The following is a 13059-nucleotide window of genomic DNA, read 5'->3' as shown; positions in this document are numbered from 1 at the left end:
CAGAAATGGTCTCTCGAGCCGGAACCAGAAGTCAGTTGGGCTTACTCGTGGGGTTCTCTGCGCTGCTCATCGCAATTGGGGTGGCGTACACGAATCCTGCAACGTCCTACGAACTGTCTTTGTATTCAAGTACACCAGTGGTCTTCTGGGCATTCATCGGGGTCGCAGTCACCTGTTCTCTCTTCGTGTCTATCTTTGGTGACAGAGATGTTCGGGTACTGTCGCTCCTCCTCGGTGGAATGAGTGTCTTTAGCATCATCGCACTTCCGCTCATCCGTGGATACTACTATCTCGGGGCGGGCGATTCGCTCACTCACCTCGGGTGGGTTCGTGACGTCATCGACGGCGAGACTGCCATCAGCGAGTTGTTGTACCCCGGGATCCATTCGTTCGCAATCCTCCTCTCGAACGTCACCGGATACTCTCCAGAACGGTCGTTGCTGTTGGTCGTCCTTTCGTTCGTCGCACTCGCGTTCCTCCTCATCCCCCTGATCGCGTTCGAAATTCTCCCACGGGACGATACGATCGTCATCGCCACGTTTTCTGGGTTACTCCTCCTCCCGATCAACACGATCAGCACGCACCTGGCTCCGCACACGTTCAGCCAAGCGATGCTGTTTTCGGCACTTGGGCTGTATCTGTTCCTCCTGTACGTGGCCCGTGCGGACCCTCGCCGGTCGAAGATTCCAGTCACGTCGTTCGGTGTTCTGTTCGTCATCGTCGGGATGGCGACGGTGTTGTACCACCCGCTGCAAGCGCTCAACTTGTTCGTGCTCCTCTTCCTCGCATCGGTACTGCAGGCTGCTGTTCGGTGGCGCGGGTGGGAGAGTCCGATTCGGGACCACAAAACCACGTACGTACAGACCGGCATTCTCGGGATTGCATTCCTCGCATGGACGAGTCGTCGCGATGCATTCTGGAGCACGCTCAGGGCAGTTGGACGGGCGGCCGAAGGGTACCTCAGTGGGACGCCACCGACCGCGGCCGGCAGTACAGTCGCACAGGGTGCCTCGCTGCAGGCAATCGGTGCGGGACTCCCCGAGATATTCGCGAAGCTGTTCCTGGTGAGTTTCGTCTACGTCGTGCTCATGGGTATTCTCGTCCTCGTGGTCGTCCTCCATCGCCTTGATAGCCTCCCAGAGACCGATGCGAAAGTTCGGTATCTCACACTCGGTGCTGCCGGAACGCTTCCGTTTGCAGTCGTGTTCCTTCTCGGGGACATCGGCGAACTTCACTTCAGACTCTTTGGCTACCTCATGCTGATTGCATCGGCTGTCGGGTCTGTGACTATCGCCCTCGGATTACGGCGACTCGCTTCGAGAGTCGGGGTCCGTGGAACCCACGTTGCAGTTGCAGTGATGCTGCTCTTGTTACTGCCCGCTGCACTCGTCGCAGCGTACCCGTCACCGTACATCTACCAGCCGAACCAGCACGTCACACAGTCCGAACTGGTCGGATTCGAACAGGCGTTCGAACTACACGATGGCGACCTGCCGCTTGCGGCCGTCCGTCAAGGGCCGTGGCGTTACAACGACGCGATCTACGGAACCGAAGAGACGCCACGTGACGACTACGACCGCTCGGTTCCGACACGGGAGATAGATACGCTCAATTCGACGTTTGCGAGAGATGGCTACCTCGCGGTGTCCACGTACGACCGTGAGCGCGAGATTCGCGCGTACAAGGAACTCAGATACACTCGAGAAGAGTTCGATTCACTCGACGCGCGCCCGGGAATCAACCGAGTCATCTCGAACGGTGAGTTCACGCTCTACTTCGTCGAAGAGCGTGCCCTGAACGCAGACGCCTGAATTCGGGCGCGTCTGGCGGACGTCGGATAGTATGCGAATTATAACTATCCAGTAAACGAGCGAATGTCGCGGCAGAGCTATGACTGCGCATCCGAACATCGTCTGGATTACGTTAGAGAGTACGAGGGCGGACCACACTACGATGGGTGGGTACGACCGTGAGACGACACCGAACGTACAACGAATCGCAGACAGCGACGGTGGACGGTATTTTTCGAACTGCTACTCGCACGGTATCTGGACACTCGCCTCTTCAGCTTCTATTCTCACTGCGACCTATCCATCGCACCACGGAGCGGGAATGACCGGTGAAGCGATTCCAACTGCACTCCCGACTGTGGCGGAACGATTCAAGCAGGTCGGTTACGACACAGCGTGCATCTCTCCGAACTCCCACCTCAGTTCTGCGACCGGACTCGACCGTGGGTTCGACGAGTTCGTCTGGCTGAGTAAATCGACGTTGCGGCAGTCAGTGGGCCTCAAGACGATTCTCTCGTACGTGCGCAATATCGGAACTCACGGTGGTGGCTTGACGCTCGACACCCGGAAACACGGCACAGATTACATGCTGAACAAACTGGCGCTTCGATGGCTCAGAGCGCGGGAAACGAAGTCTGCCCCGCTGTTCTTGTACCTCCACTACGGTGGTCCACACCACCCGTATTACCCGCCAGACCGATATCTCGAGCAGTTTGCCGACGACACCGGTCTCTCGATGGACGAAATCAAAGCGATTGGGCTGGACCACCACGATAACCTCTACGAACACATGGCCGCAGACAGTCCCTTCTCTGCCGAAGAGTGGCGGGCGCTCGCGGCGCTTTACGACGGTGAAATCGCACACGTCGACGAGTTCGTCGGCGAACTGTTCGATACGGTTCAGACACTCGATATCGGCGACACCGTCTTCGTCATCACGTCAGACCACGGCGAACTGTTCGGGGAGAGCGGGCTTCTCGCGCACCAACTCGTAACGAACGAGGCAGTCTCGCACGTCCCACTCGTGACGCACGGTTTGGACCCCGCGCTCGCGTACGAAGGAGAACTAGTACAGCATGCAGACGTGATGACGACGCTGTTAGCGATGGTCGGCGCACCGACCGAAGGAACACAGGGAATCGACTTCCAGACCGGACACCGCGACGTAGCAATCGTCCAGCGCGGCGCAGACCGGTGCCGACAGAACGTGAACAAACTCCTCGAACTCAACCCCGATTTCGACGCGTCTCGCTTCCCCGACTCGACGCTTACAGCACTCTTCACCCATGAATTCAAGTACCAACACAGTGACGACGGAACCGAACTCTTCCGTCTCCCGGACGAAACGACCGACGTGTCCGAAACGTACAGTGCCGAGAAAGCAGAGTTGAATGAAGCATTCGTTGCATGGTCCGCGACACAGGGAACTCCGGTGACCGACCAACGGCAGAAAGGGAAGTTCACCAACGAGATGCGCGAGCAACTCGCCGACCTGGGGTATCTCGTCGACTGAGTGGCCCATCGCGTCACTCTGGACTGACGCTCGATTCGATACTGTTTCTCACCGGTTTGTACCCACTCTAGCTCCCTTCTCCCGCTACCCTACTCTGTAATTTCACTATCTACAGAAAATACAGATATTCACGGTCACACACTAGTCAAATTCTCACACAGTCAATTTTCTTCATATTTTTCTCCCCCGTGTGAGAGCACCTGATAACTAACTGGCGAGCGCTCTACACGCTACTAATAGCCTAATGGTTAACAAATGTCCAATAAAAGGACTTAATCGAAGCATAAATTTGGTCTAATCGCTTCAAATGTGGTCAAATCTGTTATTTATTCAAGTTTCTTTGGACCGAGTATGCAGAAGGACCCCGACCAGACCGAAAGCAACCAAACCCACGACAAGCCTTCCAGCAAAACAAACTTGGGTCGCAGATCGTACCTGCGCATGGCCGGCGTTGCCCTCGGCAGCGTCGCCGCAACCAGCACCGTCGTCGAGAACGCTGCTGCAGCCCAGACCGTCCGTGGTATCACGTTCGACCGTGTACTGAACGCCGCCGACTTCTGTGACACCTCGGGTCAGAGAGATTGTTCCGGCGCAATCGAGAGCCGCCTGACCAACGGAACGCTCATCAAGTTCCCCAAGGGGACGTACAAGATTTCGAACACCATCTATCCGGGTGGACCATCCAACGTCGGGATGTACTCCGAAGATGGTGCCGTGTTCAAGATTCCGTCGAACACTGAGCCAACGGTGTTCCTCAACAAGGGCGGCCGCAACGTCCTCTTCGAGGGCATCACGATCGACCAGACCGCGAGTGGCGCGTTCGCGAACATGAAGTTCCTGTGTGAGCGCAACGCACAGATTCGCGACATCGAGATTGTCGGCCGCGCGCCTGCGGCAGACCACCGCCTCGACCAGCACATCCTCTGTGACGTCCACGACCCCAATGGGACCTCCGTCATCGAGCGGTTCGTAGCGAAAGACGGTGGTGTCCTCGGTGAGTACCGCAACAGTGCGGGTGGTATTCAGGCGACGCCAAGCCACCACGGGACGCTGAAGATTATCGACTGTCACATCGAGGAGATGTCGAACAGTGCAATCTACGCCACGCGTAACGACGGTAACATCCAGATCGAAGGTGGTGTCTACCGGAACAACGACGTTTCGCAGGTCCGCTTCATGGGGCCGAACTCGTACGTCGACGGCGCGCTCATCGAGATCGACATGAGCAAGGCCAACAACCCCGGCACCCCCCGGAAGATGCGTGGTGTCTGGATAGAGACCAAGCAGTCCAAGTTCGACGGGACGAAGAACGGTGGCTACGTGCGCAACAGCACGCTCATCGTTCGCGACTCGCCCAACACCATCGAGGCGATCGACCTCGACGAGACTGGTGGCTGGCTCGAAGTCGAAAACTGTGACTTCATCATCGACCGCGACGGTTCGCGCGCCATCACAGGGTACAAACCGACGGACAAAGCGTCGAACTACCCGAAGGCCCCCAAGCCGTGGGACCTCAAGGTCACGAACTGTACCATCAAGGGCAGTGCGGCAAACCGCGAGAGCCTCAAGATCGTCGGCCGTCCAAGCTCGACAGTCGAGAACGTCTGTATCCAGCAGACTGCGTCGGGCCGTGACGGTGTGACGGTCGTCGATGCACCCGACTGTTTCGTCGGCAACTCGACCATCAACGTCGGTGGCCAGGCTGTCAACGAAGTCGATGTGAACGTTCAGACGACCGATATCCAGACGTCCGGTAGCTGTTCGCTCACTAGCGATTCGGGTTCGACGGATTCGGGTTCGACGGATTCGGGTTCGACGGATTCGGGTTCGACGGATTCGGGTTCGACGGATTCGGGTTCGACTGACTCGGACTCGACTGACTCCGGTTCGACTGACTCAGGAACCACGACGCACGAACTCGTCATCGACGGCAACGGAAGCTCACAGCTGTCTTCCTACGAGTTCACGGTCAGTGGCTCTGTCGAGCAGACGGACGACCCTGGCGAGGACAACGTCAGTGGCAGTACCGTTTCGGGTGCTGTCGGTGGTGGCCTCGACAGCTTCGACTTCACGGGTGAAATCACCTCGTTCAGCATCGACGGACCTGCGACGGTCTCCCTCGATGGACAGGAAGTCGACCCAGCGACGCTCGATGGCTCGAGTGACTCGTCTGGCTCGGGTGACTCCTCTACCGACACGACCACGACGCACGAACTCGTCATCGACGGTGAGGGCCGCTCCGAACTGACGAACTACGAGTTCACGGTCAGTGGCTCTGTCGAGCAGACGGACGACCCCGGCGAGGACAACGTCAGTGGCAGTTCGGTCACCGGTGCAGTCGGTGGTGGCCTCGACAGCTTCGACTTCACGGGTGAAATCACCTCGTTCAGCATCGACGGCCCTGCAAAGGTCACTGTCGACGGAACGGAAGTCGACCCGGCGTCGCTCGACGGTTCGAGTGACTCGTCCAGCGACTCCACCGACACGGTCGACACGGTCAGCAAGCTCACCATCGACGGAATGGGTACTGACGACCTTGCCCACTACCGGTTCGCTGTCAGTGGCTCTGTCAAGCAGATCGACGACCCCGGTGAGGACACCGTCACCAACAACAAGGTCAGAGGAGCGACCCGCCGTGGTATCGACGAGTTCGAGTTCACCGGTCAGATTACCGACTTCGCGATCAAGGGCCCTGCCCGTGTCTACCTCGACGACACGAAGGTCGACCCTGACACGCTCGGGTAACCCGACCACACTGAACTAACCACACCCCCGCTCCTTCTGCCGTCACGTCCCTCCACCACCCTTTTATCGCGACCGACCCGCTCGAAACTGGCCGACTGCAGAGTATCGGCGGCCTGTCTGGTGGGTAAGTCACCCATAACAAAGCCCTGAGGTGCCCCTCATTTTCATGAACACGTCGGCACAACGAGGCGACCACCGTGGTCTGCAATCGGGGGTCGAGACACTCGTCTGCGTGCGCTGGCCCCGAAAACGAGTTCGGGTCTGCGCTCGACGCGACGACGAGGAACCCAATTCATGGTGACAAGTTCGATAATTCGAGGGTTGAAAGCGATGTTTGCTGCGCAGAGCGTCTCGCTTCTCTCGAAAGGACTGTTGATTATCCTCCTCACCCGATTTTTCCTCACCGCCGAAGAGTACGGACTACTCTATTTTGCGATTTCCATACTTTCGGTCGCACTTCTCTTTGCAAACCTCGGGCTCGCGAAGTCCGCAGCGAGATATCTCGCAGAGTACCGAAGGACCCAGCCGGGGCAGGTACCGAACATCCTCTGGTCGACACTGAAGTACAATCTCGTGACGATACTCGTCGTCTGTGCTGCGGTCGTGGTCTTCAGCGAACCTGTGGGACGTCTGCTCAACGAACCACGGGTGGCCCCACTCCTCGTGGCCGGTGTTGGCTACATCGCCTTCAGTTCGCTGAAGACGTTCCTCTCGCTCACGTTTCAGGGATTGAATAGCGTCGACTGGAGCGCAAAGACGGATATCGTCGCTAACGTCACCCTCGTCGTCTTCATCGTCGGGTTCCTGTTGCTGGGCCTCGGTCCACTGGGTGCGATTCTTGGGTACACTGTCGGCTTTGTACTCGCCGTCATCGTCGGGTTCGTCATCCTCTACGTCAAATTCTACCGGCCACTCGACGAGGGTGCACCGATGGAGTCCGGCCTCTCCCGACGAATCCTTCGGTACAGCATCCCACTGACGGTGACTCGCGGGGCAGTGATGCTCGACAGCCGTGTCGACGCCATTCTGGTCGGCTATTTCCTGAATCCGGTGGCAGTCGGGTACTACATGCTCGGAAAGCAAATTACGGACTTCGTCATCGCGCCTGCGACGACGATTGGGTTCTCGGTGTCACCGACCTACGGCGAACAGAAGGTGACGAACAAACTCGAACGGGCGGCGAACCTCTACGAGACGACGTTCGAGTACGTGGTCACGCTGTACATCCCTGCCGCCGTGGGGATGGCAATTCTCGCAGAACCGGCCGTCCGTCTCATCTTCGGTGCTGAGTATCTCGGTGCGGTTCCCATCGTTCAGGTGTTCAGTCTCTACGTCCTACTGCGCGCGATAGACAAAATCACCAACGACAGTCTCGACTTCATCGGACGCGCTGGCGCGCGCGCCTACGCCAAGTCGGCGACTGCAATCGCCAATTTCGCGCTCAACATCGCACTCATCCCGACGTTGGGCGTCGTCGGTGCCGCCCTCGCGACGGTCATCACGTACACCTTCCTCGTCGTGTTCGAAGTCTACCTCATCTACACCGAGTTCTCGCTGTCGCTCACTCGACTCGCCCGAACGACGGCTATCGTCTGTCTCGTCACGCTCGGGATGGCGCTGCCAGTCCTCGCGTTCGAACCGTTCATCTCCGGCCTCGTGACGCTCGGTGCGGCGGTCGTGCTGGGTATCGTCATGTGGTCCGTCCTCGTTTCGGTGAGCGGCCTCCTCAGTTTCCGACGCGTCGTTGGGATGCTCCGATAAGTTCTCTCATTGCCCGACGTGTACGGACGCGTCATGTGAATTGAACGCACCATCGCACCGGTTTCTGTTGGGGACGAACTTAGACTGCCGGCCGAGTTCGAACCGTTGGCCATGTGATTCGAGAGTAACTCGCGCCGTTACCACCTCGCGGTCATTCTACACTAACCGACATCTGTTTCTGTTCGTCAATTGTCAAGGTATATCGAAGCTCGACCGAAGGGCCTTCCATCATCGTTCCTGCTAGCTTGAGAGTACTCGTGATGCTGTACTTCCCAGTTGGAAAACACGACGTTGTCTGGCTTGGTTCGAAGATATAGTGACTTTTGGCGTACGTCTCGCCAGGTTCAATTACCGTGTCGAAATCGAGGTCCTCGACCACGAATTTACTCCCGTCCGGCAGTTTCCAACAGCCATCTGTGCGTGACTCAGGGAGTTCGCCACCTCGAATGTGAACGTGTTGTTGGACTTTTGGAACGAAGTAGACGGTGTGACCGGAGTCGTCCGATAACGTGAGAAACTCCAGTGGGAGGCCGCTACTCTCGGGTGAAACAGGAACAGAACGTTCCCCGTCGTTTGTGAGACCTAACTCGACCTCCGCAGGGCGTTCTTCTGATGCCTGCTTGACTACCTCCGCGTGAGGGGAGATAACTGAAGGGTCGTATGGAGGGGTTGTTGTTTGTTCAGTCACTGTTGTATTTTGAGTCGACGCCTGTGTTCGCTGCGTCCCAGTTGAAGTCTCCAACGGTGGTGACTCTACTGTGGTCGTGGGGCTCTCAGCATCCCCTTGTGGCGGTTGAGATGGAGCAGTACAGCCAGCAATCACGGTGACTAGTGCTGCACCAGAACGAAGGATATTGCGACGTGAGTGGGAGGACATGACACAAATACTGTCACACTGACATATATTTTTTTTAATTTATATCAGGGTTGCGAGAAATCGTATAACCGATACACTCCCACTATTCAGCCAGTCTCAGCAAACTACCTGCGACCGAGGATTTCGATAGAGCCGCATTCGACTACGCATTCTCGACCGTCATTGAGCGGGAACAGGTGCCGAAACAACCGTTCGAAAAATGAGAGCGTCGTTAGTCCTGTCGCGCAGCGTCGCGAATCGCTTCGAGGAGGACCATCGTCCACATCGATTCTTCTATGGGGACCGGCATCGGGCGTCCCGAGGCGAGTGCCTTGGCTTCCAGGTCGATCTGGTAGAAGTGGGGATTGGTCTGTTTGACGTTTTCCCATCCGTCGTCGTACTTCACCTTGAGGACGGTGCTGGCGTTGCCGACGACGCCACCGATGAGGTCAGCGGAGCGCTCGACGTTGTAGCGGACTTTCGACAGCGACGTGCTGGTTGGGTCGTGGGACACCTTCATCACGGTCTGTGAGACGAGGTCGGCCATCAGCGACCGCTTCTCGCCGTGGACGACGACGAGGCGCTGTGGAATCGCTCCGGAAATCATCTTCACGCTCACGAGGCACCCACCGTTCGTCCGATACTGCACAGCCGCGTTGTCGTAGGTGAACCCCTGTTCGTACTCGTATGCCAGACTGGTAACCGCGGAGATGGCGTCTTCGTCCTCTGGGTAGCCACCCGTGGCCAAGGCAAGATATAGTGGGTGGGGGAGGCCCTCCTCGAACTCACCGCCGTCGAGTTCGAAGGTCCACGCACCGCGTTGTTCGAGATCGGGTTCGGTCAGTCCCGTGAAGATGACTTCCACGCTGCGGACTCTGCCGAGGTCACCGCGTTTCATCTGCCGGGTGACTGTGCGCATCGCCGGGTCGAAAACGTGCTGGTGAACTTCGGAGAAACGAACGCCACGTTCGTCTGCGTACGCCTGTAGTTCGAGGAATTCGTCGAGCGTCGTGGTGATCGGTTTCTCGATCTGTACTGGAATGCCCTTGTCGATCACTTTCTTCGCCAGTGCGACGTGGCTCTGGACCGACGTACAGATGTGGACCCAGTCGAGCTCCTCAGATTCGAGCATCTCGTCGATGTCGGTGTACGCAGTGATGTCGTACTTGGTGGCGACATCAGTGGCACGCCCTTCGTCGATATCACAGATTGCGACGAGGTTGGTCTGGGGATTTCGGTCGAGTGCAGAGAGATGCGTTCCAGAAACGACACCTGCACCGACGACTGCTGCGTTGAGTGTCATACGTGAGGCGATAAGAGTGAGAAGTGTATTGTTATACGCTCAATGACTTCTGGAGTGTGGGTGCTAACGGTCTCGCGAAGTCGGACAGGGCGTCGAAATTCGCGTGACTGAATCCGAGCAGGAGCGAGTTAGTGGCGGCTCGCCGACCGCGTCACTGCGCGACGAACCGAAGCCATTCGAGGTGGCCGTTGCTCGTCCCCGTAATCGCGAGCGTGTTCTCTCTGTTTGACAGTTGCGCGAGGTCGCCACCCGCAACGCAGCTGCGTATCTCCAGTAACCCCCCACCGTCGACACGATACTCGTTTTCGTCGATGGTGACGGTACTCCCGCTTCGGATTGGCCCGCTCGAACTCGACGAGGGTTGTACCTGTGGATTAGATTCGAACTGGAGGAGACACGAATCGGTCTCGGCCTGCCCGTTCACTTCGACGACGAACGGGTAGCGGGTCGTCGTGACAGACCCACCGTCGATGAGCGTCGAAATCGAGTCGACCATGAAGATTCCATCTCGGTCTGGCCCTGTTTGCTCGATCGTGCAGTTTCTGATGACCGAGTCTGGTGCATCGTACAGCATCACGCCCGCGAGTCCACCTGCACTTCCAGTGATTCGAACGTTTTCGAGGTCGACCCAGTGTGGTCCAGCGGTCGGTTCGAACCGACCCTGCGATTCGAGTGGGCTTCTGTACACTGCAGGTACTCCGTCTGCGTCTACCTCGACTGTGGTATTTCGCACCGTGACAGTCCGCCCAGTCGGGAAGAGGTTGATTCCGCCTTTCGACCGGGGGGTATCTTTGATACGAATCGTACAGTCACGTATCAGTGCCCCGTTTTGTTTGTCTGCAGGCCCCTGCTCGATGGCGATTCCACGGGTGTTGAACTGTGAGTCGAGTTGTGTCAACGGACCCGTGTACGTACCCATATCGACTTCGACAGTCGCTCCGCTGACGAAACTACCGTTGCCTGAAATTCGGATACTGGCGACGTTGTTGTTGCGGAACAGTCCACCGATGACCTCGACGTTTCCCGACGTCCGACTGGCGTAGATTCCGTTGTTCCCGAACTCTTCGAGATGGCAGTCTTCGATACGAACTGTCCCGAAGTTCCATGGACCAATCGAGATACCTGCTCGGCCGTCACCGTTCTTGTAGTGACCGATTGCAGACCCCTTCAGGGCACGGAAGTTTCGGATGAGGCCGCGGCCGGACGCTGTCGTCAGTCCGAGAATCATCGAGTGGACGACCCTGTTGTCGGGATGTTCGCCCCGTCCGAGGTATTCGATGTCTTCTATTTCGAACGAATCTCGGCAGATGACCCGCACACCGGCGGTGGTGTCTGTCGCGTTGATGTCGATATCGATTCCACGGAGGAGGAACCGGCTCACTTCTCCGACGTCGATGAGCACACTATTGTAGCCGTTCGGTGGGACGAGTCTGACAGCACCGTCTCCCACGAGGCCGATGGAACCGAATCCGGAGATGTCGAGTCTGTCTTCTAATCGATAGGTTCCCTCTGGAAATAGAAGTGCGACGCCGTCTTCGAGGCCACGTTGCAGTTTCGATGCACAGGGTTCGGTTCCGGTTGGGTCACATCCAAGGTCGTCGACGACGTTCACTTCCGTCAGTTCGGGTGTCTCTGGCATCTCGGTCGGTGTTGGTGTCGGTGTGGGTGTTGGCGATTCGTCTTGTCGTGTCGAACAGCCAGCTAACGCGGCAGCAGTAACTCCGACCAATCCGAGATACGCCCGTCTGTCCATTTTTATAAAACTCGTCTGCAATTGGTGGCACGAGACTATAATTATGAAGCGTCGTCCACACGATAGTGTCCGGCTGTCTCGTGGCTCTCGATTGGATGAGACGGAAGCGAGTTGCTCCGAACGCTGTTAGTTCCGAACTTACAATGTGATTTCTTCACCCAACATCATACCTGATGTACTCGCTTTCACAGATTCGAACGGGGTTGAAAAGCGCCCGTTCGAACCCTGCCATTTTTGGGCGGGAACTGAATCGTCTCTACTATAGCCGTCTGGACCGACTGAGCTACAATCCGAACGGTACCGACGTTGTCGCCGAAGATTGGGACAATCTCGTGATTTTGGACGCCTGTCGATACGACATGTTCGAACAACAGAACACACTCCCCGGGCAATTAGAAAAACGCATCTCTCGTGGCTCTCACACAGTCGAGTTCCTCCGGGGGAATTTCGCCAACCGCGACCTGCAGGACACCGTGTACATCAGTGCGAGTCCGCAGTTTTTCGCACAGCGTGAGGAGCTCGCTGCGACGTTCTACGACGTCGTCAACGTCTGGATAGAAGATGGGTGGGACGAGTCGATTGGGACGGTCCTCCCGGAGACGATGACGAGACGTGCGATAGAAGTGAGCGAGCGGTACCCGGATAAACGTCTCATCATCCACTATCTCCAACCACACTATCCGTTCATCAACGCCCCCGAGTTGAACCCACGGAATCCGTACGAGGACATCGAATCGAAAGCAGACATCTGGGGCGAGTTGATGGAGAAAAAGCGGACCGTCGCACCAGAGACTGTGTGGGCTGCGTATCGAGACAACTTGCAAATTGCACTTCCGTCGGTCGAGGAACTGATGCAGACGCTCCCCGGGCGAACCGTCGTCACGTCAGACCACGGCAACATGATCGGCGAACGCTCCGCTCCGATTCCAATTCGTGAATGGGGCCACCCGCCAGGTATCCACACCACGGAACTCGTCACAGTCCCCTGGCTCGTCTTCGACAACGGCGAGAGAAAGGAGATTCTCGCCGGGGAATCGGTCGCAACCGAGGACGACGTCTCTTCGGATGTCGTCACGAAGCGGCTGGAGAATCTCGGGTACGTCGACTAACGTCCACTCCTTTTCTTCTGCGCTCTGTTCACGGTGAGTGTGTCAGGTAGCCCGCCGTGTAGATGAGTACGTCGAGTAACCCGCCGTGTAGCGTGCTCACAACGCGCGGTGACGGACTCACAGGGCCAACGTACATGTCACATCCGTGGCGCTCTCGGAACGACTCTGTGTGCCGAATCTGTCACGGTTAGATGGGTGCTAACGACAGACTGAACCCGGCCGCTCAGCG

8 protein-coding genes are annotated in these 13059 nt (G+C 57.4%); 5 read left to right on the top strand and 3 right to left on the bottom strand.

Annotated elements, in window-relative coordinates:
- The first annotated feature begins 5 nt into the window (after positions 1 to 5).
- The 4 genes from ACK3SC_RS18145 (at position 6) to ACK3SC_RS18130 (ending at position 7809) form a co-directional block, all read left to right on the top strand.
- Complete coding sequence (locus tag ACK3SC_RS18145; RefSeq protein ID WP_416841656.1) at positions 6 to 1811, top strand: hypothetical protein; 1806 nt, start codon at positions 6 to 8, stop codon at positions 1809 to 1811.
- Between the two features lie 79 nt (positions 1812 to 1890).
- Positions 1891 to 3303: a sulfatase gene (locus ACK3SC_RS18140; RefSeq protein WP_416841655.1), complete on the top strand. Its 1413-nt coding sequence runs from the start codon at positions 1891 to 1893 to the stop codon at positions 3301 to 3303.
- A 441-nt stretch (positions 3304 to 3744) separates the two neighbouring features.
- A complete protein-coding gene (locus ACK3SC_RS18135; RefSeq protein ID WP_416841654.1) occupies positions 3745 to 6048 on the top strand; it encodes a hypothetical protein in 2304 nt (767 codons plus the stop codon).
- A gap of 330 nt (positions 6049 to 6378) precedes the next feature.
- Positions 6379 to 7809, top strand: a complete 1431-nt coding sequence (locus ACK3SC_RS18130; protein WP_416841653.1) for a flippase — start codon at positions 6379 to 6381, stop codon at positions 7807 to 7809.
- 151 nt (positions 7810 to 7960) lie between these two features.
- Here the strand turns inward: ACK3SC_RS18130 and ACK3SC_RS18125 are convergent, their stop codons facing one another.
- The 3 genes from ACK3SC_RS18125 to ACK3SC_RS18115 form a co-directional block, all read right to left on the bottom strand.
- Entirely contained in the window at positions 7961 to 8497 is a 537-nt protein-coding gene (locus tag ACK3SC_RS18125) for a hypothetical protein (RefSeq protein ID WP_416841652.1), read from the bottom strand.
- Positions 8498 to 8897: 400 nt separating this feature from the next.
- Positions 8898 to 9968: a Gfo/Idh/MocA family protein gene (locus ACK3SC_RS18120; protein WP_416841651.1), complete on the bottom strand. Its 1071-nt coding sequence runs from the start codon at positions 9966 to 9968 to the stop codon at positions 8898 to 8900.
- 151 nt (positions 9969 to 10119) lie between these two features.
- Positions 10120 to 11721 (bottom strand): hypothetical protein, encoded by a 1602-nt coding sequence (locus ACK3SC_RS18115; protein ID WP_416841650.1) that lies wholly within the window; start codon positions 11719 to 11721, stop codon positions 10120 to 10122.
- Positions 11722 to 11894: 173 nt separating this feature from the next.
- Between ACK3SC_RS18115 and ACK3SC_RS18110 the strand changes: the two genes are divergently transcribed.
- Positions 11895 to 12830: a hypothetical protein gene (locus tag ACK3SC_RS18110; RefSeq protein ID WP_416841649.1), complete on the top strand. Its 936-nt coding sequence runs from the start codon at positions 11895 to 11897 to the stop codon at positions 12828 to 12830.
- Positions 12831 to 13059 lie beyond the last annotated feature (229 nt).

The sequence above is a fragment of the Haloferax sp. DFSO52 genome, assembly GCF_048158745.1.
In the GTDB taxonomy this organism is placed as follows: Archaea; Halobacteriota; Halobacteria; order Halobacteriales; family Haloferacaceae; genus Haloferax.
The sequence above is the reverse complement of the archived record's forward strand: the minus strand, read 5'-3'. Positions and strand labels throughout refer to the sequence as shown.